This window comes from Neptunomonas phycophila (genome assembly GCF_001922575.1).
GTDB classification, from domain to species: Bacteria; Pseudomonadota; Gammaproteobacteria; order Pseudomonadales; family Balneatricaceae; genus Neptunomonas; species Neptunomonas phycophila.
The window spans coordinates 2,648,308-2,673,464 of the sequence record NZ_MRCI01000001.1 but is presented as its reverse complement, the minus strand read 5'-3'; the positions used below and the strand labels follow the sequence as shown (position 1 = coordinate 2,673,464).

The 25,157-nt window shown below is 47.0% G+C and carries 22 protein-coding genes; 8 read left to right on the top strand and 14 right to left on the bottom strand.

Features of this window, described 5'->3' with window-relative positions:
* Nucleotides 1-54: 54 nt before the first annotated feature.
* The 8 genes from panC to dksA all read right to left on the bottom strand — a co-directional run bounded on the left by panC (nt 55) and on the right by dksA (nt 10,113).
* Nucleotides 55-903: a pantoate--beta-alanine ligase gene (panC, locus tag BS617_RS12190; RefSeq protein WP_075173064.1), complete on the bottom strand. Its 849-nt coding sequence runs from the start codon at nt 901-903 to the stop codon at nt 55-57.
* 6 nt (nt 904-909) lie between these two features.
* Entirely contained in the window at nt 910-1,704 is a 795-nt protein-coding gene (gene panB, locus BS617_RS12185) for a 3-methyl-2-oxobutanoate hydroxymethyltransferase (RefSeq protein WP_075173063.1), read from the bottom strand.
* A 36-nt stretch (nt 1,705-1,740) separates the two neighbouring features.
* The gene (gene folK / locus BS617_RS12180; RefSeq protein WP_075173062.1) at nt 1,741-2,250 is read right to left on the bottom strand and encodes a 2-amino-4-hydroxy-6-hydroxymethyldihydropteridine diphosphokinase; all 510 of its coding nucleotides are present in this window, start codon (nt 2,248-2,250) and stop codon (nt 1,741-1,743) included.
* Nucleotides 2,225-3,709: a polynucleotide adenylyltransferase PcnB gene (pcnB, locus tag BS617_RS12175; protein WP_083610015.1), complete on the bottom strand. Its 1,485-nt coding sequence runs from the start codon at nt 3,707-3,709 to the stop codon at nt 2,225-2,227. Before pcnB ends, folK begins: the two co-directional genes overlap by 26 nt.
* Nucleotides 3,710-4,186: 477 nt before the next feature.
* Nucleotides 4,187-5,614, bottom strand: coding sequence for a sigma-54-dependent transcriptional regulator (locus BS617_RS12170; RefSeq protein WP_075173061.1), 1,428 nt, complete (start codon nt 5,612-5,614; stop codon nt 4,187-4,189).
* Between the two features lie 20 nt (nt 5,615-5,634).
* Nucleotides 5,635-8,559 carry a sensor histidine kinase gene (locus tag BS617_RS12165; protein WP_075173060.1) on the bottom strand — a complete coding sequence of 975 codons (2,925 nt, stop codon included), beginning with the start codon at nt 8,557-8,559 and terminating at the stop codon, nt 5,635-5,637.
* A 172-nt stretch (nt 8,560-8,731) separates the two neighbouring features.
* Nucleotides 8,732-9,616, bottom strand: a complete 885-nt coding sequence (gene gluQRS / locus BS617_RS12160) for a tRNA glutamyl-Q(34) synthetase GluQRS (protein ID WP_075173059.1) — start codon at nt 9,614-9,616, stop codon at nt 8,732-8,734.
* A 65-nt stretch (nt 9,617-9,681) separates the two neighbouring features.
* Nucleotides 9,682-10,113, bottom strand: coding sequence for an RNA polymerase-binding protein DksA (gene dksA / locus BS617_RS12155; RefSeq protein ID WP_075173058.1), 432 nt, complete (start codon nt 10,111-10,113; stop codon nt 9,682-9,684).
* A gap of 270 nt (nt 10,114-10,383) precedes the next feature.
* Here dksA and BS617_RS12150 point away from each other — a divergent pair, with 270 nt between their 5' ends.
* Nucleotides 10,384-11,538, top strand: a complete 1,155-nt coding sequence (locus tag BS617_RS12150) for a pyridoxal phosphate-dependent aminotransferase (protein ID WP_075173057.1) — start codon at nt 10,384-10,386, stop codon at nt 11,536-11,538.
* 29 nt (nt 11,539-11,567) lie between these two features.
* Here BS617_RS12150 and BS617_RS12145 read toward each other — a convergent pair whose 3' ends face one another.
* On the bottom strand, nt 11,568-11,882 hold the full coding sequence (locus tag BS617_RS12145) for a Rieske (2Fe-2S) protein (RefSeq protein WP_075173056.1): 315 nt from the start codon (nt 11,880-11,882) through the stop codon (nt 11,568-11,570).
* 159 nt (nt 11,883-12,041) lie between these two features.
* Between BS617_RS12145 and BS617_RS12140 the strand changes: the two genes are divergently transcribed.
* From BS617_RS12140 to BS617_RS12130, 3 genes are read left to right on the top strand one after another with little or no spacing between them, the layout of a single operon-like run.
* Nucleotides 12,042-12,836 carry an energy transducer TonB gene (locus BS617_RS12140; RefSeq protein WP_083610014.1) on the top strand — a complete coding sequence of 265 codons (795 nt, stop codon included), beginning with the start codon at nt 12,042-12,044 and terminating at the stop codon, nt 12,834-12,836.
* A 1-nt stretch (nt 12,837) separates the two neighbouring features.
* Nucleotides 12,838-13,842, top strand: coding sequence for a FecCD family ABC transporter permease (locus BS617_RS12135; RefSeq protein ID WP_075173054.1), 1,005 nt, complete (start codon nt 12,838-12,840; stop codon nt 13,840-13,842).
* Nucleotides 13,839-14,624, top strand: coding sequence for a heme ABC transporter ATP-binding protein (locus tag BS617_RS12130; RefSeq protein ID WP_083610013.1), 786 nt, complete (start codon nt 13,839-13,841; stop codon nt 14,622-14,624). Before BS617_RS12135 ends, BS617_RS12130 begins: the two co-directional genes overlap by 4 nt.
* Nucleotides 14,625-14,626: 2 nt before the next feature.
* Here BS617_RS12130 and BS617_RS12125 read toward each other — a convergent pair whose 3' ends face one another.
* Nucleotides 14,627-16,174, bottom strand: a complete 1,548-nt coding sequence (locus BS617_RS12125) for a bifunctional aminoglycoside phosphotransferase/ATP-binding protein (protein WP_075173053.1) — start codon at nt 16,172-16,174, stop codon at nt 14,627-14,629.
* A gap of 46 nt (nt 16,175-16,220) precedes the next feature.
* Between BS617_RS12125 and mrcB the strand changes: the two genes are divergently transcribed.
* Nucleotides 16,221-18,581, top strand: coding sequence for a penicillin-binding protein 1B (mrcB, locus tag BS617_RS12120; RefSeq protein ID WP_075173052.1), 2,361 nt, complete (start codon nt 16,221-16,223; stop codon nt 18,579-18,581).
* 2 nt (nt 18,582-18,583) lie between these two features.
* Nucleotides 18,584-19,174 (top strand): tetratricopeptide repeat protein, encoded by a 591-nt coding sequence (locus BS617_RS12115; RefSeq protein ID WP_075173051.1) that lies wholly within the window; start codon nt 18,584-18,586, stop codon nt 19,172-19,174.
* A gap of 65 nt (nt 19,175-19,239) precedes the next feature.
* On the opposite strand, the gene BS617_RS12110 is transcribed toward BS617_RS12115, so the two are convergent.
* The 4 genes from BS617_RS12110 to BS617_RS12095 are packed head-to-tail and all read right to left on the bottom strand — an operon-like array spanning nt 19,240 to nt 23,581.
* Nucleotides 19,240-19,911: a hypothetical protein gene (locus BS617_RS12110; protein WP_075173050.1), complete on the bottom strand. Its 672-nt coding sequence runs from the start codon at nt 19,909-19,911 to the stop codon at nt 19,240-19,242.
* Nucleotides 19,908-21,194 carry a glutamate-1-semialdehyde 2,1-aminomutase gene (hemL, locus tag BS617_RS12105; RefSeq protein ID WP_075173049.1) on the bottom strand — a complete coding sequence of 429 codons (1,287 nt, stop codon included), beginning with the start codon at nt 21,192-21,194 and terminating at the stop codon, nt 19,908-19,910. Before hemL ends, BS617_RS12110 begins: the two co-directional genes overlap by 4 nt.
* A gap of 15 nt (nt 21,195-21,209) precedes the next feature.
* Complete coding sequence (gene thiE / locus BS617_RS12100; RefSeq protein ID WP_075173048.1) at nt 21,210-21,863, bottom strand: thiamine phosphate synthase; 654 nt, start codon at nt 21,861-21,863, stop codon at nt 21,210-21,212.
* Complete coding sequence (locus BS617_RS12095) at nt 21,860-23,581, bottom strand: chloride channel protein (RefSeq protein WP_075173047.1); 1,722 nt, start codon at nt 23,579-23,581, stop codon at nt 21,860-21,862. Before BS617_RS12095 ends, thiE begins: the two co-directional genes overlap by 4 nt.
* A gap of 85 nt (nt 23,582-23,666) precedes the next feature.
* On the opposite strand from BS617_RS12095, the gene argC reads away from it, so the two are divergent.
* Together argC and erpA are read left to right on the top strand one after the other, a co-directional pair.
* Entirely contained in the window at nt 23,667-24,698 is a 1,032-nt protein-coding gene (argC, locus tag BS617_RS12090; RefSeq protein WP_075173046.1) for an N-acetyl-gamma-glutamyl-phosphate reductase, read from the top strand.
* Nucleotides 24,699-24,781: 83 nt separating this feature from the next.
* Nucleotides 24,782-25,132: an iron-sulfur cluster insertion protein ErpA gene (gene erpA, locus BS617_RS12085; protein WP_075173045.1), complete on the top strand. Its 351-nt coding sequence runs from the start codon at nt 24,782-24,784 to the stop codon at nt 25,130-25,132.
* Nucleotides 25,133-25,157 lie beyond the last annotated feature (25 nt).

The window sequence follows — 25,157 nt, the reverse complement described above, 5'->3', positions numbered from 1 at the left end:
ATGTTCTTTGTGCTTGTTTCAAACGTATCAGGGACAAAGGGCTTAGGGAAGGGGTTATAGACGAAAAGCAATGTTGTCTATTAGTCGAGTTTGGCCCACGAAGGCGGCTGCTAATATCACTAAATCGGTATCATCTGGTTGTGCTGGTTGTAAATCCGACTGACGAGCAAGTACCAAATAATCTCGTGTAAAACCGGCGGCTTCGAGCGCTTCTTGTGCTTTTTTAAGCAGCTGGTCTCGAGGCTCAATGTCGGCTATTAGCTGATCTTTAAGTGCTTTAAGAGTTTGGTTTAAAATAGTCGCCGTCTCAAGTTGTGATTTTGAGAGGTAACCGTTGCGTGAGCTGAGAGCGAGACCTTTAGCGTTACGCTTGATCGGTACGCCGACAATATCGATTGGCATGCATAGGTCGCGTGTCATCTTGCGAATGACAAAAAGTTGCTGAAAATCTTTTTCACCAAACAGGGCTACATCTGGTTGTACCATGCCAAAAAGTTTGCAAACGACAGTCGTGACACCATCAAAATGGCCCGGACGGCTAGCTCCGCAGTAAAGTTCGGTTACGCCCGGAACGGATACTTGTGTTTGTGTGGCTTGGCCGTCGGGGTAGACTTCTTCTACTGAGGGGGCTAGCAGATAGTGACACCCAGCCGCTGATAATTGTGTTTTGTCGGCATCTAAGGTGCGCGGGTAAGTGTCAAGGTCTTCGTTAGGCCCAAACTGAAGAGGGTTAACAAAAACCGTCGCCACAATAATGTCAGCGTGCTGTTTTGCGGCCTCAACTAAAGAGATGTGGCCTTCGTGCAAGTTTCCCATGGTTGGAACGAGCGCTATACGGTGGCCGTGTTGGCGCTCACTAGCGAGCGCCTCACGTAATTCTTGAACAGTGTGGAAAGTTTTCATTATCGCTTACTTAAATGTGTGCTCTTCGGCCGGGAAACTCCCGTCTTTTACGGCAATCGCGTAGGCACGCAAGGCTGATTGGACGTCACCGGTGTCTACCATAAAGTTTTTAACAAACTTGGGAGTACGTTTGGGTGTTAAGCCTAGCATGTCATGTACAACCAGTACTTGCCCGTCAGTAGCGGCCCCTGCTCCGATTCCGATAACAGGGATTTCCACCGCGCGAGTGATTTCTTCGGCTAACAATGCCGGAACGCACTCCAGTAACAAACAGCTAGCGCCTGTCTTTTCTAATAGGACGGCATCTTCAATCATCTGTTTAGCGCTTTCACTGTCGCGTCCTTGGACTTTATAACCGCCCATTTTATTGACAGTTTGAGGTGTTAGCCCCATGTGGGCACAGGTTGGAATACCGCGTTCGGATAGTAAGGCAATCGCGTCGGCTAACCAGCGGTCGCCTTCCAATTTAACCATATGAGCACCAGCTTGCATTAATCGGGCAGCGTTTGCCATGGCAAGCTCTGTGGTGGCATAACTCATAAAAGGCATATCAGACATAATTAAAGCGCCTTGATTGCCGCGGGCCACACTTCGAGTGTGGTAAACCATGTCGTCAACCGTGACAGGTAGCGTGCTATCTTGTCCTTGTAGGACCATGCCCAAGGAATCACCTACCAAGATCACTTCAATCCCAGCTTCGCTAACGGCGTGCGCAAAGCATGCATCATACGCCGTCAGTACAGCGAACTTTTCGCCTGCCTGTTTGCAAGCGGATAACGTATGTAATGTGACATTGTTCATAGGTAACCCATAGTGTCTTATTGGTTTAGGGGCGGATTATACCGATATCTTTTCGAGTGTGCCCAGCGGGTTCGAGACTAAAAGATGAGTCAGTGTGTTCCCATTAGGGAATTGAAGGTCCTCAGGCGCTATTTCGGCCAGTGGCCAAAGGACAAAACTGCGCTCATGTGCATAAGGGTGAGGTATCGTTAATCGATCGGTCGTAATGATTTGAGAGCCAAACAGAATAATATCTAAATCGAGCGTCCGAGGCCCCCAGTGTATTTTGCGAATACGCTGATGGTCTTGCTCAATGGCTTGTAATTCATCCAGCAGCCGTTCCGGTTCTAAGTGGGTACTGAGTGCTGCTACTGCGTTGATATAGTCAGGCTGGCCAGGTGGGCCTACGGGGTCTGACCGATAAAGTGACGAATGTTTGAGTAATGCCGTATTAGGGATCTTGTCCAGAGCATTTAGCGCCTCGATAACCTGTTGCTTGGGGTTATCGAGGTTGCTGCCTAGCCCTATGTAACAAAGATGACTAGGCTTGTTGGTTGCGAGGGTCATTTTTAGCACGGCTACGACGGCGAGGTTTAGGTTTATTCTCTCCCGAGGTGCTTTTGGCATTTTTGGGGGATGAATGGCGTGGTTGGCGCGTTGGTTTTATTTGGGCAACCATGTTGGACTTTTCATCTTCGGATGCTGATTGGTAACGTGTCCACCATTGGCCTAAGTTATCGGTTTGTTCGCCGCTTTGTTCTCGTAATAGTAATAGGTCATAAGCGGCACGGAAGCGCGGTTGTTCTAACGTTTGTTGAGCACGGTGACCGTGACGTTTAGGTAACTTTAATTGTAATTCCCAAATCTCACGCATAGGTACAGAAAAGCGTTTTGGAATGGCGATACGCTTTACTTGCTCAGAAATGATTTCGTTGGCAGCCGTTTGCATTGCTGTGTAAGCGGGCATGCGTGTCTCTTTGAGTAATGCTTGCATGCGATTCTGAAGCGGTTGCCATAAAAGTACAGCGAATAAGAAGGCCGGAGTAACGCTTTTGCGTTGGCTTAAGCGACGATCTGTATTCTTAAGTGCATTAATGATTAACGTTTCAGCTTGCTTGCCGGTTGTTGGGTCATTAATAGCTTGCTGTGTGAGTGGGAGTAGCTGCTCTAACAAATTGTACTCTTTTAGCAGAGCGAAAGAGGCTTCGCCATGGCCTGACTGCAGCAGTTTCAGCGTTTCATCAAACAGACGCGCTGGCGCAATGTCCTGCAAGAGATTGGCGAGCGGCTTGATAGGTGCCTCGGTTGCTGGCTCAATGGTGAAGTTGAGTTTTGCGCTAAAACGAATGGCTCGCAGCATGCGTACAGGGTCTTCTCGATAACGGCTATCGGGTTCGCCTATCATTCGAATAGTACGTTTTTCAATATCGTCATAACCGTTAGCAAAGTCGTAAATGCTCTTGTCGGCTACGCTGTAATAGAGTGCATTAATCGTGAAGTCACGACGAACCGCGTCATCTTCAATGGTTCCGTATACATTATCACGCAAGATAAGCCCAGAGTCAGATTGCTTACCTAAGGTTTCATTTTCGTTGTCGTTGCTATCGTGATTGGCGCGGAAAGTGGCGACCTCGATTAGGTCTCGGCCAAAGCGAACATGCAGCAGTTTAAAACGACGACCAATTAAGCGAGAGCGTTTAAAAAGTTGATGCGCCTCTTCGGGATGAGCGCTGGTGGCCACATCAAAATCTTTAGGGCGTTTTTTAAGTAACAAATCGCGAATGCAACCGCCGACTAAATAAGCCTCGTGGCCGCCGTCGAGCAGTCGATAAACGACTTTTGCAGCATTGTCATCCAAATACTTACGGGCAATTTGGTGTTGCTCTTCTTTGATGACACGCGGGAAGCTATCAGGTTCAGGCGATGATACAACAACCGGCGCAGGCGCTTCGTTTGTAGCGATAGTATTAGATGTAGATTTGTTCCGGAAAAGACCGGTCACTTTTTTAATAAGTCGGGTAGGCATGTGTATTTAATATGCAGCTCATAGGTTTTTCCTAATCATACCATCTATAGGCAACCACATTAAGCTGAAAGAAGAACTGAATGAAAGAGAGATATTTAAGCTGATCGCAAGCCGGTATTACCTAAGCTTGTTATTTTTATTTGGCGCTTGAGGGGTGTTATTACACAATTCTAGCGACCAGCCTTTTTTAAACCTCATTTTTATTTTTATTCGAGGTAGATAACTTTACAACATCTTCCAATTTTTATTTTTATTGCGGTTAATGTTTAAAGCTTATTGTTGTTGTTTGTACACCTAGTATATTGCAGGCGATGTGCCAGTTTTGTTAACTTGTTGTTTTTAAAGTATTGTTTTTATTTTTTGTGAATAATTGTTCAGGAATGTAACGCAGTGTAACTTTAAGGTGTTACCTCAGGTAACACATAGGTAACACTAAAGAGGATTAAGTGTTACCTATGGGTTTTTAAGCCTAAAGTGTTACCCTTGTGCTACTTTAGGCTTACGAGGTATGCCGAGTTTCTGTCTACGTTCCCATAAACATTTGCGGCTAACGCCTAGTTTTTTGGCTAAATCCGTTTCATTCATGCGTTCTTGGTTTTCTAGAACAAAGCGCTGGAAGTAGTCATCGAGGGATAAGCCTGCCCTAGATTGCTTTTGAACGGGTAAGTCAGTAGGTGGATTATTGGCGGTTCTTTCACCGTAGGTGTGCTCAATGGTTTCGAGTGAAGGTCGAACCTCAACGTCTAAGCCGAGCAGCTCGGGGGTGATAATATGATCATCAGCTAAGATAACGGCGCGTTCAATAGCGTTTTCGAGTTCTCGGACATTACCTGGCCAGTGATAACCTAGCATAATTTCTCGACAGCTTGGCGATAGCATGGCCGGCGGCGCTGACATTTTCTCACAAGCCTTGATGAGAAATTGATCTGCTAACTCTAAGATATCCTGCCCACGTTCCCGAAGAGGGGGCATACGTAATTCCATTACATATAAACGGTAATATAAGTCTTCGCGGAAAAGCCCTTGTTTGGCGAGTTCTTTTAAATTTCTGTGTGTGGCTGCAACTAAGCGCACATTCACCTTTTTCGACTGTACAGAGCCTACTCGCCGAATCTCGCTTTCTTGTAAAAAGCGCAGCAGCCTAGCTTGCGCCTCCAGCGGAAGTTCACCTATTTCATCTAAAAACAGTGTTCCACCGTCGGCCGCTTCAATTAAGCCGCTTCGGGCGGAGTTGGCTCCAGTAAATGAGCCTTTTTCGTGACCAAACAGCTCTGACTCGATGAGGGTCTCGGGGATTGAGGCGCAGTTGACCGAGATCATAGGAGCTGAGCGCCGATCACTCTGTTCATGAATGGCTTTGGCTGCTAGCTCTTTACCTGTGCCTGATTCCCCTAAAATGAGGGCGGTGGCATCGGTGCGTGCAACTTTAGAAATACGCGTGAAGAGTGAACGCATGGCGTCGCAACTGCCAACAAAATCACCTTGCTCAAGGTTCCCTGTATCTTTGGCGGAACTATCTGGTTCTGGTTCATCCAAAGAGGCTGGTGTCTTGGTCTCAGCGCTTTCTAAAATTGTACGGATCGTAGCCAACATTTCATCATGATTAAATGGCTTAGCAATGTAGTCTACAGCCCCCATTTTCATCGCATCGACAGCGGAGCGCATGCTTGCATAGCTAGTCATGATGAGTACCGGGGTATTCTTGGCGAGGGTTATTAAGTCCGTGCCCGGCGATCCTGGTAAGCGTAAGTCACTAATAATTAATTGGTAATCGTTGAGGTTAAATGTGGAGACGGCGTCATCAACAGATGCCGCATCATCGACGGCGTAGCTGTGTTTTTCCAGCAAGCGTTTCAACGCCGCACGGATGATCGACTCGTCTTCTACGATCAAAATACGACTCATAAATTTTCTACCTACGTTTCTCACACATGCGGCTCAGCGGAGTCGCTCTGTAGCCCTGGCAAGGTAATAATCACTTGCGTGCCGTTACGAAGCTGTTGGTTGGCGGGGCTTATTATCTCAATACTACCATAATGCTCGGTGATGATGTTGTACACCAAAGGTAGACCTAGCCCCGTTCCTTTGCCAGGGTCTTTTGTGGTGAAAAAAGGCTCAAATAGTTTGGCTTTAATGGAATCATCAATGCCAGTGCCTTCGTCCGTGATACTTAATATGATTTGTTGGTCTTGCTGTTCGGCATGAACCCAAATAGCTCCTTGTATTGGAGAGGCATCGCAAGCGTTATTTAAAAGATTGACCAATACTTGAGTGATGAGTTGAGGATCCGCTTCAAGGTCTAAATTGTTAGGAATATCCCTGAAAAAATTTTGTTGTTTGGCGTGACTGTCTAGTGACACCAAGTGAATGGCTTCTTCTACGCAGTCGGCTAGCCTTAAGCGTTCGAGTTGGATATCTCCGATGCTTTGGCCTGTTCGCGCAAAGCGTATTAACGACTGTACGATACGGTTGATGCGCCGTGTTTGCTCTACAATCTGGTCTCCCGTCTCTAGTACTTCGGGCTGGTCTGTTTCTAGCGGTAAGTTTTGTGCAAGACAGGCGATACCGGTAATAGGATTGCCTATTTCATGAGCTACGCCGGCGGCAAATCGCCCAATGGAAGCGAGCCGTTCACTATGTGTCAGCTTTTCGGCGAGTAAATGATGGCTGGTTTCGTCCTCGACTAGGAGAACAATTGAGCTGTCGGGATTATCAGATAAATGACTTTTATGTAGCGTGAGATAGTAATCCTGATCACGTAGTCGGATATGAACTTCTGTTAAGTGGTTTTCTTCTTGGGAGATAAATGCGGGTAACACTTCGCACCAAGGTTGTGGAAGCTCTGATAATACGAGATCGCTAACGTCCATTGGAGTCAGTTGGGTTAGCGTGGCAATTTCATTGTTCCAAAATAAAATTTGCTGAGACGGCGAGACTGTACAGGCGCCAATAGGCAACTTTTCTAAAGTTGTACGGTGGTAGCGACGCAACTCGTCCAACTCGGCTGCTAAACCGCTCAATTTGGCTTGGTAAGTTTCTAAGTGGCTTTCTAAAAAATGAATGTCGCGGGCAGGGAAATCACCTGTTCTTGAAGGTTGCTTGCTCAGTGGCTCTAATAATGTGGCGGCCTCAATAGGACCGATCAATGCCGATAAGTTTTGCTCTAATGTATTTCGTAAGCGCAGCATATCAAGTGGCGCGAGCTGGTCGGCGGTTAAGTTGAGGCGGCGAATGGCGTGGCGCAGCTCTCGGCGTGCAGCTGCTTCGCCTAATTTTGGCGAGAGTAAACGAATTATATCTTTAGTTTCGAAGGCTGGTCGTGCCAAGCCTTCTGGTGTTACGAAGGCATTTGCTAAACATGCTTCGGCTGCGCGTCGCTCTTCGGGTGATGTGCGTGTGATACGGGAGACGGCTACGAAAACGAAAATATTTAGTAATAATGAGACAATCGCTGAGGATTGCCAGTCGACAGCTTCAAGAGAGCTGTTAAGCTTTTGCCCTGCGCTAAGTAATGGGTAAAAGGTTGTAACAGCCCAGCTGAACATGCCAACAATTAACCCGCAAATTAATCCTATTCGGTTTGCTCCTAGCCAAAATAGCGTTGCTAAGAGTCCAGGTAAAAACTGTAAAAAAGCAATAGAGGAGCTTAAACCCAGCATGTGAAGTTGTTGGGAGTTGCCCGCTGCAATATAAAAAAAGTATCCACAAGACACGACAAGTATGATGAGAATGCGGCGCATCCACAGGATTAAGTCATAAAATTTTATGTTATCTGGTGTTTTGATGAGCGGCAAAATAACGTGGTTTTGTAGCATGGAGGCCATGGAGATAGCGGTCACTATAATAATGCCGCTAGCAGCGGTTAAGCCACCAATGAGCACAGCAATAATGATGATGTCTGATTCGAGCGCGCGGCCTAGGTGGAGCATTAAGAAGGAAGAGTGATCTGTCACGCCTATCTTGTAACCGCCCCACACAATAATGGGGATGCAGGCTGCCATACCGAATAGGTAAAGAGGCATTCCCCAAGAGGCTTTTCGAAGGGTTTCGGTAGTGCGATTTTCAGTAAATGCCATGTGGAACATATGAGGCATCACAATTGCTGCTGCGAAAAAGGTTAGCAGTAGGGTTCGCCAGCTTTCTCCATCACTGCTCTTGAGTAGTCTATCTATAATAATAGGTCGTTCTGTTATCCAAGTATGTAGATCAGTGGGACCATTAAAAACAGCAAATAAGACATAAAGAGCGACTCCTAAGAGAACCAGTAATTTAATAACTGAACTGGTTGCCATGGCCACGACTAAGCCTCGGTTGCGCGCACGCAGGGAGGGATGCCTAGTGCCAAAAAGAATAGCGAACAAGGCGATCAGGGTGCAAAAGGCCGCCGCGATCTGTGGGCTAGGTACATTGCGGTTGAGCACGTTTAATGAGCTTGAAACTGCTTGGATTTGTATCGAGAGTAGGGGCAAAATCGCACAAAATAATAACAAGGTAGTAATAGTGCCAACCAATGCGCTGCGAAATCTAAAAGCAAATAAATCAGCTAGCGAGCTGAGTTTATAACGGTTAGTAATGGTGAAAATAGGCGTAAAGAGTATAGGCGCTAGGAAAAAAGCGGCAGTCGCACCAAGATAAGATGCCAGAAAAAGCATGCCTGATTGTTCTATCATTCCAAAGGAGCCATAAAAGGTCCAAACGCTGGCATAAGTGCCTAAAGACACGGCATGTATTAGAGGGTGCTCTGAAATGCGGCGAGGGATGATGTTGCGCTCAGTAGCGTAGGCGATCGCAAAGAGGAAAAATAAATACGCCGTGAATATTACAAAAAGTTCAGTCACCGAAAAATTCATGATGGAGTTCGCTTAAGGTCACTATGTAGGCAGATCGCGATGCCAATTGCCCACGCTAAAAAGGTAAGTCCAAAGCTGTGTTCCAATTGCAGCCACCAGCTAAATACCGCTGGTAAAAATAGCCAGCACATAGCCAGTAGTAAAAGAATAACGCGATGCGAGTACATAGTGCTTATCCTTTCTCTCGCACTAAAGCGAGCTGTTGGGGGATGCGAGTCATGTCCCAGTTTTTGATTGCTTGCTGTAAAATTTCATGTGGCGAAGCTGCAGACCAATCAGGATCTACTATCTGGTTGAGAAAAACCAGCGCCTCAGTCAATAACTTGCTACTTTCATGAGGTTGTATAGCTCTAGCTAAGTTTTGCTTGCTCAATTTTTGGCCAGTTTTTGACGTTGCGATTGGGATATGCGCATAGCTTGGGGTGGGTGCATTAAGGGCTATTTGTAGTTGCATCTGTTTGGGGGTTTCATGTAGCAAATCAGATCCCCTGACCACATGGGTGATTTGTGATTCTATGTCATCGACGACAACAGCAAGTTGATAGGCCCATAACCCATCTTTACGCTTTAAAATAAAATCGTCACTGCATGGGCTGGTGACTAGTCCTTGAATACGATCGCTCCACTGCTCTTGTGCATGAGCGTTGTAAGAGTCTTGTGCTTTAAATCGCATAGCAGAGGGGGTTGAAACAACGTCTCGGTGACGACAGTGATTGTCATAGCGGTTTGAGTGATGGCGTTGCATGATTTGTTTGCGTGAGCAATCACATGGATAAGCGAGCCTTTCAAGAACCATTTTATCGAGCACGGCTTGGTATTTGTCATGCTGTAGATGTTGCCATACGACGTTGCCATCCCACTCAAAACCGTACGCTTCTAGTGTTTGTAAAATTTGATGTGTTGATTCAGGGACTTCGCGAGGTGGGTCTGTATTTTCTATACGCACTAACCATTGTCCACCTGATGAACGAGCGTCGGCGTAGCTAGCTAAAGCGGCAATTAATGATCCAAAATGAAGTGGGCCGGTGGGCGATGGAGCAAAGCGACCAATATACATTGGATATAGGTTTGGTTATGGAGAGTTCGACAGGCGAGTCTGACTCACCTGTCGATGAAGACCGATCAAGAACCGATCTGCTTCTCTTTGATTTCGGCCAGTGTTTTGCAGTCAATACACATAGTAGCCGTTGGGCGCGCTTCTAGACGGCGAACACCAATTTCAATACCGCAGGCATCGCAGTAGCCGTATTCGTCGTCGTCGATACGTTCCATGGCCTCATTGATTTTTTTGATCAATTTACGCTCACGGTCGCGAGTACGAAGCTCAAGGCTAAATTCTTCTTCTTGGCTGGCGCGATCACTCGGGTCAGCAAAGTTGGATGCTTCCTCTTGAAGATGGTGGATTGTGCTATCCACTTCTTCCATCAATTGTTTTTTCCAAGCCAGAAGAATATCGCGGAAGTGATCCTTCTGGGGTTCGTTCATATACTCCTCATCCTTGGCTGCCTCGTAAGGCACAAAGTGAGAGAACTGTGAATCGTTAGGGTTTGGCATAATGCGCCTCACTTCTCCGAAATGGCTGGGGGTCTAAGGACAAACCAGCAGTCCAATACTATGTAATTCCAGCTTCCTGAGCTTGGAAGGTTGAGGAAATTACCAGAACGCCTCACGTTAGGCTAGTCCTATGAATGAAAAAATCGTCGAATATCTCTCATAATTCAACAGCAATACCTGTAATGAGTCGATTTTTCAGTAAATACAAGCTTAGGCATGCTACTGCGGTGGTTTATAATCAACGGCTATCGCTACATTATAGAGGTTAATATGACACAGTGGTCGCAACGGGCGAGTGAAATCGAGTCTTTTAAAGTCATGGATCTGCTCAAAAGAGCGAAAGCTTTGGATGCGCAAGGTTGTGATGTTGTTCATATGGAAGCCGGTGAGCCCGATTTCGCGACGGCTGCGCCTATCCGTGAAGCGGCCCATAGGGCGATTGATAAAGGGCTTACACAATATACGCCAGCAGCAGGTATTCCTGAGTTGCGGGTGGCTATTGCTGATTTTTATCAGCAGCGATACGGACTGAACATTGCTCCAGAGCGGGTGATTGTTACGTCGGGAGCGTCGGGTGCTTTATTGATGGTATTTGGTTTGTTAGCGAATGGCGGATCCCGTTTTATGATGGCGGATCCTGGATACCCATGTAACCGTCAGTTTTTGCGTTTTGTCGATGCCCAAGCGCAGCTAGTTCCCGTTGATCATCAGCAAGCCTATCAGCTGACGGCTGATTTGATCCGAACGCATTGGGCGAGTGATACGGCAGGAGCTTTAGTCGCCTCTCCTGCTAACCCAACCGGGTCAGTATTGCATCGTGAGCAGCTAGCAGAGGTCTCAGCGGCAGTTAAAGAGCAAGGCGGGCAGTTAATTGTTGATGAGCTGTATCATGGGCTGACTTACGGTTTTGATGCGCCTTCTGTTCTTGAGGTGGACGACACGGCATTTGTCATCAATAGTTTTTCAAAATACTTTGGCATGACTGGGTGGCGTTTAGGTTGGGTAGTTGCCCCTGAAAGTGCTGTTGAAAGTATCGAAAAGATAGCTCAGAACTTATACATATCGCCGCCTACTATCTCCCAATATGCGGCTTTGGCTGCATTTGAACCAGAAACGCTTGCGATACTAGAGTCACGCCGTCGCGAGTTTGAAGCGCGCAGAGACTTGTTGGTCGATGGCCTACGGGAGCAGGGCTTTGGGATTCCATTAACCCCCGAGGGCGCCTTTTACGTATATGCTGATGCCTCTCACCTCACGGATGATACATTCAGTTATTGTTGGGAGTTATTGGAAAAGCAGCATATAGCCGTTACGCCAGGCTTAGATTTTGGGCGCTTTAATGCTAATCGCTATATTCGATTTTCATACACCACTGGGATAAATCGTATCGAGTTGGCGTTGGAGCGTTTGTCTAAAATGCGATAGTAATTTGCCAAATTAAGGCAGGTAGAGAGTTAAGGCAGATAGAGTGTGTTGTCGATAATCTGATGAGGCACTGGAGTTAGTGACCTTCCTGGGCAGGGGCCAGCTATGCACTGCCCTGTTTCAATAGTGAAAAGCGCTCCGTGCATGGCGCATTGAATGAATTGCTTATCGATGTCTAAAAACTGATCAGGTTGCCATTCGAGTGCAATTCTTTGATGAGGGCAGCTATTTTCATACACATAAAATTGATCATTTTTTTTGATAACCATAAAGGAGACACCGTTGTGTAAAATGCCTTTTGCGCCGGGGTCTGTTATGTCGTTAATGGAGCAAATAGGTGACATCAGGCGTCCTTTTTTAAAACAATGATATGATGGCGCCCTAGACAAGTAGCGCTAGTATTTTAGTAGATTATATATTTTAACTGATTTCTCGCCATTTGATGTCCTTAGCTTGACAGTTGGTGCGGTGTTTAGGGTGAAATTAGAGATAAAGAAGGGCGCATGCACAGAAGGATTTGGCCGATTGTGTTGTTTATCTCCGTTGTCATACACGCAGCGGCCTTTTATGTGTGGCAACAAAGGATAGGGTATGCCGCAATAGAGCCTTCTTTAAATCAGACCCACCTACAGGTAGGTTTGAAGTCTATCAGTCCGCCAAAAGAGGGTGTTGTTGATGAATCCATTACGCCTGCGGACACAACCAAGGTCATGCCTAATGAGATGGATGCTGCAGTGCTTAATAATGCGATGGATAAGCCAGTTAACAACATAAAACCGCAAGAGCCCAAGCCCACTACTAGAACAGAAGCTACCAGCCCGGTTGATCCCATCATTTCTTCCACGAAAGAACGTGCGCTAACTTTACCTGCTAACAATGCTCGACAGTTAACGTCGCAAGTAGCGGGCAATAAGCAAGTGAATGTTCAGGGCAGCACGGTAGCAAAAGCGGCTAAGTCTCCGTTAACGCCAGTTCAAACAGCGCCGCCTAGTGCGACATCTGTCGTGCAGCTACTATCAAAAGATGTGAGATACAAAAACACACCATTGGCCCCTAAATACCCGCGATCAGCCCGCAGGCGAGGAGTTGAAGGGGTTGTTATGTTGCGCGTTTCGTTAAGCCCGTTAGGCGAGATATCGTTAGTGCAGATAGAGAAAAGCTCAGGGGACATAGCCCTAGATCAGGCGGCTATTAAAGCAGCTAAACAATGGCAATTTTACCCTGCCGAGCATGATGGGATAGTGGTAGCGGCTGACGTTCTGATACCCGTTAATTTTACTTTAGAAAAGGGGCGTTAGATTGCGATTCACTAGGTCTGCAGTTTTTTGGTCTGTTAGCGCCGCTTTAGTAGTGATAATAGGGGGTGTTGCTTTACATGCAGGGTCGGTTTGGATTCCTATATCTGCCTGGTGGGACACGTCGGACATTATGCATCGTATTTTGGTTGAGCTACGCCTACCCCGAGCTATTTTAGTTTTATTATGCGGGGCTCTTTTATCGGTCTCCGGTGCTGTTATTCAGTCGCTTTTTCGCAATCCATTAGCCGATCCAGGGCTGATAGGCGTATCCGGTGGTGCGGCTTTTGCCGCTGTGTTGTGGCAGGTTCTGGGAGCACCGTTAATCGACCATCCTTTGGCGGATTTATTAGGTTTGCCTTTATCGGCCTTTTTGGGAGGGGTGCTCGTAACCGCTGTGGTTATGCGCCTTTCATCAGGAGGGCAAGGTTTGTCGGTCGTGGTTATGTTGCTAATGGGAATCGCAGTTAATGCCACAGCCACGGCGGGTATTGCCGTGCTTAAATATGCGTCGGATACCATGACGTTACGACAAGTGACTTTTTGGTTAATGGGGAATGTGCAACAAGCAAACTGGTCACAAATTGCGTTGTTGGTCGCGCTTACTATCGGTTTAGTTCCAATGATTATTCGCAGTGCACGTATGCTTAACGTGTTGCTGTTGGGTAGCGAGCAAGCGTTGCTTTTGGGCGTGAATGTGCCCGTGTTGCAATGGCGTTTAATTATTAGCGTAGCCTTATTGGTTGGCGCTGTTGTTTCTTGTGTGGGGCTGATTGGTTTTGTGGGGTTGGTTGTGCCGCATATTGTTCGTGTGCTGGTGGGTGTAGATAACCGACGTGTTTTGCCCATGTCCTTATTAGCTGGTGGTGTGTTTCTGTTAATTGCGGATGTGTTGTCGCGTACACTGATGGTACCCGGGGAGCTTCCAATTGGATTAATTACTTCATTAATAGGTGGTCCATTTTTCATGGCCTTGATTCTTTGGCGACATAAAGGGCGAGCGAGATGAGTCATGCTGCGATCTATTTAGAAGCCAAAAAACTCACGGTTGTTGAGCAAACGAATACACTCTTAAAAGACGTGTCTTTTGCAGCTAGGGCTGGGGAATTACATGTGATTCTAGGGCCTAATGGGGCGGGCAAATCGACCTTGATTAGAGCTATGACCGGTTTGCAAGCAGCAAGTTCTGGCACGGTACTGTGTGCTGGTTGCCCCATTGGCAAGCTATCTGTAAGCGAGCGAGCAGTGCAATTGGCTGTTTTGCTGCAACAACAATGGTTGGACTTTCCTTTTAGTGTACAAGAAGTCGTTACTATGGGGGGGTACCCAGTATCTCATTCCATTTTAGATACCGAAGCATCGGTGAATACCCTTGATCATGCACTAGAAACGTTTGATTTATTGGCGTTGCGTGATCAGGATTACACGCGCTTATCGGGAGGTGAGCAACAGCGTGTTCATTTAGCGCGATTACTTATGCAGGTTAGTTCTCAGACGAGAGCATTGGTGCTTGATGAGCCTCTAAAAGCAATTGATTTATCGCATCAGTATGTAGTGATGAAGCAGCTGAAACGTATGGCGTCTCAAGGGTTGGCTGTGGTGGTTATCTTGCATGATTTATCGCTAGCGGCACGTTTTGCTGACTGTGTAACATTGCTAAAGCAGGGGAGTGTTATACGCACAGGAACCACGCAAAGTGTTATGCAGAGCCCGTTGTTGTCAGATGTTTTTGATGCAGAAATTCGAAAGAGCAAAGACGCCGAAGCGCCTTTGTTTTATGTTGCCGGTTAGTATTAAGGGTCGATAAGCCCTTGGGCGATCAGTTGGCTCACCAATTGATTGATCGCATCATCGTCATCGGTGTTGGTGGTGACTGTGATGCGTTTTTCATCTTCGCTAAGTTTATGAAAATGTTTAAGTTGCTCATGCATAACCGCAACATCTGCATCAGAGGGGTCATCGCCTTGTTCTTTTCGTCGCTTTAGCCTTGCCTCTATGAGCTTTTGCTCGCACTCACACCGTAAAATGCGCACCGGGGTGTTCCTTTTCTCTGCTAGCTTAATAAAGCTTTGTCGAGTGCGCTTGCGGATAAATGTAGCGTCGACTATGACTGAATAGCCGCTATCGATCAGCGCATCAGTTAAGTTGAGTAAATGCTGGAATGTACGTGCGTTCATTTCTTGGCCGTACAGTTCTAAACGCTCACCGCGGCGGCTTAGCTCTCTATACAGGCGCTTACGCTCAACGTCAGAGCGCAAGCGTATACAGTCGGTCCGCTCCATAAGCTGACTGCTTAAATAACTTTTACCGCTCCCTGAAACACCGTGCATCAAATAAAGCGTCGGTTGTGATTGGTGGGTGTAGCTTTGCGTTAATTGCAAGTATCGACGACAGGCTAGCGGGTCTGGGTATTCACCTAGTAACGCAACTTTAGCCCTGACCATCGAGCGGAAAGCTTTATAAAAATTTAGAATGGTGATGCCTTCATAATCACCAGTAATCTCTAGGTAGTTATTCAAACAGCGACTTGCCCAGCGGTATTGGCCTTTCGCTTCTAGGTCCATTAGGAGGAACGCAAGGTCAGAAATGGTGTCTATCCACCGGAATTGCAAATTGAACTCAATGCAATCGAATAAGCGAAGTTGGCCATGGTAAAGGGTGATGTTGCCCAAGTGTAAATCGCCATGACATTCGCGGATATGGCCGTCTAGCTTGCGGCGCTCAAGACGGGGCATGAGCTTGCGAAACTGCTGTGCGGCTCGTTGGGAAAGTTGCTGCAACAACTGCACGTCAGCGGGTTCGAGTAATTCTTTATTGATATCGCGATAGTTATCAGACACCAAACCCCATAATGTTTCGGTGCTACCCCAAGGGCTGTCTTGAGCTACACGCGGAATGCGGTTATGAAAGTGTGCTACTTGGTCTGACAGCATATCAATCCAAGCGGGCTCAAATCGGTCACGGTTCAAGATGAGATCAAGCCGTAATTCTGGATTAAACTGATTCATTCGAATGGCATATTCGAAAGCTTGTCCATCAGTGAGTTGAGAGGCTTCTTGTAAAAAAGGTTTTTCAGGCGAACCGGTGAAGCCGATTAAGGTATCATAGATGTCCGGCGCCAAACGCTGGTTGAGCCTTAGCTCCTCTTCGCAGTAGTACTGGCGTTGCTTTAAAGTGGTAAAATCTAAAAAGCCAAAATTTACGGGCTTTTTCAGTTTGTATGCATATTCGCCGGTTAAGAATAACCACGATATTTGTGTTTCAATCACCCGAATGGGAGCGTCTACCGGGTGAGGGTAGTTTTCGGGGTCTTCTAAGGCTTTGAGTAAGACGTTCAGCATGACACCTTCAACTTTGATAGATAAGTACAGGAATTATACGGGTCAGATGAGTAAAAAGAGAACACCTGCCAAAAAGACCTCAACAAGGAAAGCAGGAAAAGCGAAGAAAAAAGTAGGGATATGGCGTGTAATTCGTGGAATCTTTTTAAAAATTCTCCTTTTGATGATTGTGGTTGGTGGCATTGGGATGATTTACCTCGATGCTCAAATTAGACAACAATTTGAAGGTAAGCGCTGGGCGCTGCCTGCCAAAGTGTTTGCTCGGCCGTTAGAAATGTACCCAGGGCTGCCGCTTTCACTCGATGATTTGAAGATAGAATTGTCGGGGCTAGGTTATCAGCCGGTTAAAAAGGTAAGCCATCCCGGACAAGCTGAGTTTGGCGGTAGCCGAGTTCGGTTGCACACGCGAGGCTTTCGTTTTCCTGATGGTGAGGAGCCTTCTCAGGAACTATTGATCGACTTTTCGGGCAATAGCGTTTCGCGTATTAGAGATGGCGCTGGTAACAACGTTAACTTGGCGCGTTTGGAGCCAATTTTAGTTGGCGGTGTTTATCCTCAAAACAATGAAGATAGGGATCTTATTCGTCTAGAAGATGCTCCACCATTTTTAGCTGAATCACTGATCGCTATTGAGGATAAAGGATATTACGATCATTTTGGTATCTCGCCTCGGGGTATCATGAGGGCGATGTGGGTTAACATAAAAGCAGGCCGCTTCGTTCAAGGCGGTAGTACGTTAACGCAGCAGTTGATTAAAAACTTTTACCTAACATCTGATCGCACATTGGCACGTAAGCTAATGGAAATCCCTATGGCCGTGTTATTGGATTTTCATTACAGCAAAGATGAAATACTTCAAGCTTATCTTAACGAAGTGTATCTTGGGCAAGCAGGTTCCAGAGCGATTCACGGCTTTGGTTTAGGGTCTGAATACTATTTTTCTCAGCCTATTAAAGAGCTTCAATTGCACCAAGTTGCGTTGTTAGCGGGTTTGGTGAAAGGGCCATCTTTTTACGATCCTCGTCGGCACCCGGAGCGTGCTTTAGGTCGCCGCAACTTAGTTCTTTCGGAGCTTCGTAACCAAGGGAAAATTACTGAAGATGAGTTCCAAGCGGCGGTAGCTATGCCGCTGGGTGTTGTTAAAGAAAAGAGTTTACTCAAGGGGGCTTATCCGGCTTATCTGGATTTTGTGAAACGCCAGCTTCGAGAAAACTATCACGAAGAAGATTTAAGCTCAGAAGGCCTACGTGTGTTTTCTAGCTTAAACCCTATTACACAAGCTAAATTAGAAATAGGTCTAACTGATACTTTAGCAATGCTGGAGAAAAAGTACGGTAAGCGCGTTGATAAGCTTGAAACGAGTGCCGTTGTAACAGATCCTCAAACCGGTGAGGTCTTGGCCATTGTCGGTGGGCGTAGCACACGTTTCCAAGGGTTTAATCGCGCGCTCGACTCGGTTAGACCTATTGGCTCATTAATAAAGCCTTCGGTCTATTTAACAGCACTAAGAAACGGTTACTCACTGGTAACGCCTGTAGAAGACGAAGCGATTAACTTGAAAATGCCAAATGGCTCTGTTTGGTCGCCTCAGAACTTTGATAAGAAAACACATGGCGTGATACCGATGCACAAGGCGTTAGCGAATTCTTATAACTTATCCACCGTTAAAATTGGTTTGGATGTGGGTGTGGATAAAGTTATCGATACCTTGCATAAGTTAGGTGTCACTCGCCATCTTGATGCTTTCCCGTCTTTGCTTTTAGGTGCCCAGGGCTTACCACCCATTGAAGTGGCTGAGTACTACCAAACGATAGCGACTAACGGCTTCCAGATGCCACTGCGTGGAATACGTATGGTCACCGATAAAGACGGGGTTGAGTTGTCGCGTTACCCTTATCAGGTTAAGCAAACAATTCCGGGTGATGAAATCCACTTGCTTCAATACGCTATGCAAGAAGTAGCGCGTGAAGGAACCGCGCGTTATGTGTATAGCCAGTTGCCCTCTAATACGAACGTGCTGGGGAAAACAGGTACCTCAAATGATCAGCGAGACAGTTGGTTTGCTGGCTTTACTGGTAACCGGTTGGCTGTTGTATGGGTTGGACGTGATGACAACGAACCGTTGCCTTTTACTGGCTCGGGCGGAGCATTGAGAGCTTGGACCGCTTACATGAAGGCAGAGCGGCCAGAGCCTTTTGTTGCTCCGGCACCGGAAGGGGTTGAATATTTGTGGGTTGATAAGGCCACTGGTTACTTATCTGATGAGCGGTGTGAGGGTGCTATTCAGGTGCCCTTCATAAAAGGGACTCGCCCTGAATACCGGGTTGATTGTGGCGTAGAACCCCTGCAGAATACCCCCAAGAATGAGCCGGTAGACTGGTTCAAGCGTTGGTTTAGGCAGGGATAACAATGAAGATACATACGAAAAAATGTTTGGCAGTAGGCCTTTTGTTAACCTTGGCGGGCTGTTCGTCTCCAGGGATTTATAAAACGCCCATCGAAGATAGATCTACAGTAGCAGTACCCGATGAGAACCCCAGTGTTGTAACCGCCGCAGATCCTTCAATCGGCGTTACGGTCACTCCTGTCTCACCTATTCAGGTGGTTCGCTCTCAAAGGGATGAGTCTATAGAGGTGGCACCTAGTGTGCCCGTTGCGCCATCGTCCGTGGAGGTGCAGCAAAACCCGGCTATTATTGCGCTGTTAGATTCAGCTAAACAGCAAACGAACGGAGGTAATTTGCGAGCGGCGCAAACCAGTTTGCAACGTGCACAACGCATAGCGCCTAGGGACCCAGAGGTCTATTACTCACTTGCTGATACGCATCGCCGCTTAGGTGAATTTTTGCAGGCTGAGCAGGTTGCCCTAAAAGGCGTGGCGATAGCGCAAGGTCAAAATACACAGCTGCGCCGCTTATGGACGTTGATTGCTTCAATTCGTAATGATTCAGGTGATGTCGAAGGGGCTGATAAAGCGGCTGGTATTGCCCAACGTTATTAAGCCGTTTGCTGACATGAAAACCGCCGTACGTTTTTGCGTTCGGCGGTTTTTTTATGCTCATTTAACTACTTTGTGTTTTTATAACTAGGTGAAGTAGGGGAGAGCTGTTGGTTGCTATTGATCCAACGCCCTGCGGCAAGTCCCAGTAAAGCAAGCCCTATGCCTAAGCTTATGTTATGCCAGTCACTAGACTGAGCGTAGGGGTCGATAGCGTGAGGTCCCAGTAAGCAAATTGATGAACCAATGAAAATGGCTCCCAAAATGCCCGGTAAGCGTATCGAGGCTTTATCGCGTTTTAGCAAAGTTTGTTTACCAAATACAAAACTGAGACATAAAGCTATGCTGGTCACTACTTCGAGCGCGATAGCATAAGTGTCTCCGGCGCCACTGCGTCGAAGTAGTTCGAATAAGGCAAATAAAACCAATACCCAGCGACCCCATGTTGCGCGCGAAAAAGCTTTGCCCAAGCTAAAGGCCAGTAAAATACTGGCGATAAGCGGAAGCCCAATGAAGTTTTTAAGGTTATTAAATAACCTGAGCATGGTTTCGCTATCTTGGTTACCAGGCGAAACAATGAGGGAAGTAACACCCGCAATGGCTATAAAGCCAGCACCCACCGTGACCAAAAGCGCCCGTGTTTTGTTGGCGTCAGATAGTTTTTCAGGTTGGCGAAACAGTAAGGCTGCGCAAATAGCGCAGCCTGCAATGAGTACCATATAAGAGATAGTCAGCATCATACGAGAGTGGCAAAGACCTTATCAGCCGCTTCTAGTGTGAAATCAATGTCGGCTTCGGATATAGCTGCTGACATAAAACCAGCTTCATACGCTGAAGGCGCTAAATACACGCCTTCTTTCAGCATCCCTTGGAAAAATGCAGCAAATTTAGCCGCATCGCAGGCCGTGGACTCGGCAAAGCTAGTTACCTTTTCTTGGTCGGTAAAGAATAGGCCAAACATACCGCCAACCATACTCGTGGTAAAAGGTACGCCATGTTTTAAAGCTTTGGCTTCAAGTCCTTGAGTTAGCAATTCCGTTTTGGCATCTAATTGTTCATGGATCGTTGTATCGCTTGATAACGCATTGAGCATGGCTAAACCTGCGCTCATTGAAAGCGGGTTGCCCGACAGAGTGCCCGCTTGGTAAACCGGGCCAAGAGGTGCAATATGCTCCATAATCTCGCGTTTCCCGCCAAAGGCGCCTACAGGTAAACCTCCTCCGATTACTTTACCTAGAGTAGTTAGGTCTGGTTTGATGTTGAAGTAGTCCTGAGCGCCGCCCAGTGCGACACGAAACCCTGTCATGACTTCATCAAAAATTAATACTGTCCCGTATTGGTCGCAGACTTCACGTAAGCCTTCTAAAAAACCTGGCTGCGGTGGAATGCAGTTCATGTTGCCTGCAACGGGCTCTACGATAATACAGGCGACTTCATCACCAATTTCTGCAAAAGCTTCTCTTACATTGCCTAAGTCGTTGAATTGAAGCGTGATCGTGTGTTCTGCAAGTGAGGCAGGAACTCCGGGAGAGTTCGGTTCTCCTAGTGTCAGAGCGCCAGAGCCTGCTTTAACAAGCAACGAGTCTGAATGGCCATGATAGCAGCCTTCAAACTTTACAATTTTATCGCGTCCGGTATAACCGCGAGCCAGCCGAATCGCGCTCATAGTGGCTTCTGTTCCTGAACTCACCATGCGTACTAATTCTATAGAGGGCATGAGTTCGCAAACTTTGTTGGCCATCTCTGTTTCAAGTGCGGTGGGTGCTCCAAAGCCTAAACCGTTATCTAGCACGGAACGAACGGCGTCTAGTACGACCGGGTTAGCATGGCCTAAAATCATAGGTCCCCATGAGCCAACGTAATCAATATAACGTTGGTCATCTTCGTCAAATAGGTAAGCTCCTTCACCCTTTTTAAAGAAGACAGGTGTGCCTCCTACGCCTTTAAATGCGCGTACGGGTGAGTTTACACCGCCTGGGATGTGTTGCTGAGCTGCTTGAAAAAGATCATCAGAGCGAGACATAAAATACCTTATTTGTTAAGAATTAGCGGCAAATAGCGCAGTAAATAGTTGAGCTTGCTGTTTAACATTTGGGGCTGTAAACAATGCATGTATCACGGCAATCATATTTGCCCCGTGCGCAATAGTTTGATGAGCATTATCCACCGTTATTCCTCCAATCGCCACTATAGGGCAATCGAATTGTTGTTTTGCATCACTCAATAAGGATAGTGGGGCTGGGGATGCATGGGGTTTTGTTTTTGACCTAAAGAAAGCGCCAAAGGCGATATAATCAGCGCCCTCGTGAAGTGCTTGTTCGGCTAGAGACAATTGATCATGGCAGGTAACGCCAATAATGGCACTTTCTCCGAGTAACTGACGAGCTTGAGGTACAGCGCCATCAGCTTGACCTAGGTGAACACCGTCAGCGCCGCTTGCCTGTGCAAGTGACATATCATCGTTAATCAGAAGTAGTGCCTCATGTTGATGACACAGTTCGGCTAACTTGGCCGCTTGGCGCAATCGTTTGGTTTGGTCGGTCGTTTTATCTCGGTATTGAATGATGCGAGCGCCTCCGAGAATAGCGAGTTCAGTCTGAGCGATGAGTTGCTCATCATCAGGCATGAGTATGCTGTCGGTGATCGCATATAAACCTTTGAGTCGATTTTTTTTTGTCGTCGATGCTTTCATAGGGCCTGTTTGTGTGTGTAGTAATATTCGATTTTTGAACGCGTTAACATACCCATAATGTCCCCCTGGTTGCTAACAACGCATACGACATTGATACGCAGCTCATCCATTTTTTTCAGTGCTTCGTAGAGTGTGGAGCGATAACTTACTTCTATGATATCGAACCGCTCAGCTGGGATTTCAAGCAGATTAATGGCCTCAGTCGGTGCTTCTCGGCTTAAATATTCAGATAGGTTTTTAGGTAGCATCACCGATAAGGCTTTCTCATTGGGGTTTTGTAGTAAAAGCCAACGCGGTTTGAGTGCTAGCACTTGCTGTGCGGTTTCCGGCAGCGTTTTAGGTTCTGTCGCAATAAACTCTCTATCCATTAAGCTTGCGACGGCAGCACGTGAGAGTACCTGAGCAAGGGGCTCTTGGCTGTAATCTAACCCTTGTGCTTGCAGGGATGAGATAAAAATAGATGGCATATGAAACAAGAAGCGAACGGTTAGGTTGCTAATAACGATGGTAATCATGCCGGGGAATATAATGTTTGGGTTGCCGGTTAATTCCAGTAACGCCACAAGTGCAGCAAGTGGAGCATTCAAAACGGCTCCCATCATGGCTCCCATACCCAGCATGGCATATAGGCCAATATGTGACATTGAGGCATCGGTAAACCAAGAGCCAACCTCACCAAAAATCGAGCCGATTAAAGCACCGATGAACAGTGTTGGGCCTATCAAACCTGCTGGAATCCCAAGCCCTAGAATAATAGGGGTTAGGATAAGCTTGGCAATTAACAGTCCGAATAATAGTGTGAACTCTATATTGCCTTGAAAACTTTCAGAAATAGTATCGTAGCCAACGCCCATTACTTGTGGATAAAAGGTCGCTACGATACCCGTAAGTACGCCAGCTAGTAAGAAACGGCTAGCGACTGGCCACTGTGTGAATGCAATGGTTTTAATCATTAGGCGATTAAAGAATGCGCTGCACAAGCCTACGGTTACCCCCAACGCGATAATCCAAGGGACTTCGGCTAAGGTCCCTATCTCAAATGAGGGCACTTGAAACGCATTCTCGTACCCTAATGTGCTGCGCATGACTAAATCGGCGGCGACCGCGGCAACGATAACGGGCGTAAACCCAATCAGTGTGTACTCTAAAAGTACTACCTCCATGGCGAATATGACACCGGCTAATGGTGTGTTGAAGGCGGCGGAAATAGCGGCTGCTGTTCCGCAGCCAATTAGTAAGCGAATGGAGTTGTTTGGCAAGCGCATGCGCTGACCGAGTAAACTGCTGCAGGCGGCACCTAAAAAAATAGCAGGGCCTTCACGCCCTACTGAGTGGCCACTTACTAGCGCGGTGGTCGCTGTAACAAACTGCATAATCAAGCTGCGACCGGGGATGGTGCCCTGATGGTAGGCAAGGCGTTCAAACATATTAACCATGCCTGTTTGTCGTGCTAATGCTGGCCAGCGGAAATAGATACCAATAAGAATCAAGCTGCCGGTTAAGGGCCACCAGAAGAGTTGGCTTTGGGGTAAGCTTTCGAAGCTGTCTGGGTGTCCTAGCCAGTATGTCAGGGGCAGCTCAATAGCTAAACGAAATAAGACCATGAGAAAGCCTGTTAAGATGCCCGAAAGCAATCCAAGAACGACTAACTGAGGTAGGGCGTCGTAATGTGCTAGTCGATCCCGAAAGTTCTGCAAAAGCTCGCGGATTTTTCGCATCCTGTTTTTAACTCATCCAATAGTGTTTAGGCGTGCATAGCGGTATTATAAAATAACAGTTTTTCGATGCCGATGAGAGGTTATTGTGATTAAGGTAGGTATTGTGGGCGGCACGGGTTATACCGGAGTCGAGCTTTTACGGTTACTCGCGAATCATCCTGAAGTTGAGGTTAGTGTCATAACATCCCGCTCGGAGGAAGGAATGCGAGTGGCAGATATGTTTCCCAACCTACGCGGACATTATGATTTGGCATTCTCTGTTCCTGATGTCGATACGTTGGCGGCTTGCGACGTTGTATTTTTTGCTACACCGCACGGCGTAGCAATGGGTATGGCTCCCGACTTAATTAAGCGCGGTGTACGTATTATCGATTTAGGTGCAGACTTCCGTATCAAAGATGTGGAGCTATGGTCTGCGTGGTACAAACTTGACCACACTTGTCCGGATCTTGTTGAAATGGCTGTCTATGGGCTGCCTGAAGTTAACCGCGACCAAATCAAGAATGCTCAGCTTATTGCTTGCCCTGGTTGTTATCCAACGGCTGCACAATTGGGCTTTATACCCTTGTTGGAAAATAAGCTGGTGGACCACCGTCGCTTGATCGCAGATTGTAAGTCCGGTGTCAGTGGTGCTGGCCGTGGTGCGAGTGTTGGCGCTTTGATGTGCGAAACAAATGAAAGCATGAAAGCTTACGGAGTGCCTGGACATCGTCATCTGCCGGAAATACGTCAGGGGTTGGCGCTGGCGGCAGATCGCCCTGTGGGTTTGACATTTGTTCCGCATCTCACGCCTATGATCCGCGGAATACACGCAACTCTTTATGCAACGCTTAAAGACCCTAAGGATGGTTTACAGGAGCTATATGAAGCGCGCTACAAGGACGAGCCATTTGTCGACGTGATGCCTGCGGGCAGTCATCCTGAAACACGCAGTGTTAAGGGGGCTAATACATGCCGGATAAGTATTTTCCGCCCGCAGAACGATGACACTGTTGTTGTGCTATCTGTTATTGATAACTTGGTCAAAGGTGCCGCCGGACAGGCAATTCAAAACATGAACATTATGTTTGGGTTGGATGAAAGCTCTGGTCTGAAAGCCTTAGGCATGATGCCTTGATACTTGACTAAATTGCTGGGTTAATTGACAATAGGCGTAGATTAACCCGCACTTTATCGTGCACCAACCGTTCCGAGAGTACTATGACAGAGTCAGTAAATTACGAAACAACAATGGTCTTTACTGATGCTGCGGCAAATAAAGTAAAAAGTCTCATCGAAGAGGAACAAAATGATAGCCTAAAGCTGCGCGTGTACATCACCGGTGGCGGCTGCGCAGGTTTCTCTTATGGATTTACTTTTGATGAAGCCGTGGCAGAAGACGATACACAAATTCAAAATCATGGTGTCACCATGGTTGTTGATCCCATGAGCTTTCAATATCTACAAGGCTCGGAGGTCGACTACAGCGAAGGGTTACATGGCTCGCAGTTTACGGTCAAAAACCCGAACGCTACGACAACCTGTGGTTGTGGTTCCTCTTTCTCCATCTAAATTTTCAAGGCCTTCAACGAAGGCC

Excerpts from the sequence above, each read along its gene's own strand:
- BS617_RS12125 (WP_075173053.1), bottom strand. The coding sequence starts at position 16,174 with ATGCTGAACGTCTTACTCAAAGCCTTAGAAGACCCCGAAAACTACCCT.
- BS617_RS12110 (WP_075173050.1), bottom strand. The coding sequence starts at position 19,911 with ATGATGCTGACTATCTCTTATATGGTACTCATTGCAGGCTGCGCTATT.
- BS617_RS12145 (WP_075173056.1), bottom strand. The coding sequence starts at position 11,882 with ATGTCACCTATTTGCTCCATTAACGACATAACAGACCCCGGCGCAAAA.
- gluQRS (WP_075173059.1), bottom strand. The coding sequence starts at position 9,616 with ATGTATATTGGTCGCTTTGCTCCATCGCCCACCGGCCCACTTCATTTT.
- BS617_RS12165 (WP_075173060.1), bottom strand. The coding sequence starts at position 8,559 with ATGAATTTTTCGGTGACTGAACTTTTTGTAATATTCACGGCGTATTTA.
- panB (WP_075173063.1), bottom strand. The coding sequence starts at position 1,704 with ATGAACAATGTCACATTACATACGTTATCCGCTTGCAAACAGGCAGGC.
- erpA (WP_075173045.1), top strand. The coding sequence starts at position 24,782 with ATGACAGAGTCAGTAAATTACGAAACAACAATGGTCTTTACTGATGCT.
- BS617_RS12130 (WP_083610013.1), top strand. The coding sequence starts at position 13,839 with ATGAGTCATGCTGCGATCTATTTAGAAGCCAAAAAACTCACGGTTGTT.
- dksA (WP_075173058.1), bottom strand. The coding sequence starts at position 10,113 with ATGCCAAACCCTAACGATTCACAGTTCTCTCACTTTGTGCCTTACGAG.
- folK (WP_075173062.1), bottom strand. The coding sequence starts at position 2,250 with ATGACCCTCGCAACCAACAAGCCTAGTCATCTTTGTTACATAGGGCTA.
- hemL (WP_075173049.1), bottom strand. The coding sequence starts at position 21,194 with ATGTCTCGCTCTGATGATCTTTTTCAAGCAGCTCAGCAACACATCCCA.
- pcnB (WP_083610015.1), bottom strand. The coding sequence starts at position 3,709 with ATGCCTACCCGACTTATTAAAAAAGTGACCGGTCTTTTCCGGAACAAA.
- BS617_RS12095 (WP_075173047.1), bottom strand. The coding sequence starts at position 23,581 with ATGCGAAAAATCCGCGAGCTTTTGCAGAACTTTCGGGATCGACTAGCA.
- BS617_RS12115 (WP_075173051.1), top strand. The coding sequence starts at position 18,584 with ATGAAGATACATACGAAAAAATGTTTGGCAGTAGGCCTTTTGTTAACC.
- BS617_RS12170 (WP_075173061.1), bottom strand. The coding sequence starts at position 5,614 with ATGAGTCGTATTTTGATCGTAGAAGACGAGTCGATCATCCGTGCGGCG.
- panC (WP_075173064.1), bottom strand. The coding sequence starts at position 903 with ATGAAAACTTTCCACACTGTTCAAGAATTACGTGAGGCGCTCGCTAGT.
- thiE (WP_075173048.1), bottom strand. The coding sequence starts at position 21,863 with ATGAAAGCATCGACGACAAAAAAAAATCGACTCAAAGGTTTATATGCG.
- mrcB (WP_075173052.1), top strand. The coding sequence starts at position 16,221 with ATGAGTAAAAAGAGAACACCTGCCAAAAAGACCTCAACAAGGAAAGCA.
- BS617_RS12150 (WP_075173057.1), top strand. The coding sequence starts at position 10,384 with ATGACACAGTGGTCGCAACGGGCGAGTGAAATCGAGTCTTTTAAAGTC.
- BS617_RS12140 (WP_083610014.1), top strand. The coding sequence starts at position 12,042 with ATGCACAGAAGGATTTGGCCGATTGTGTTGTTTATCTCCGTTGTCATA.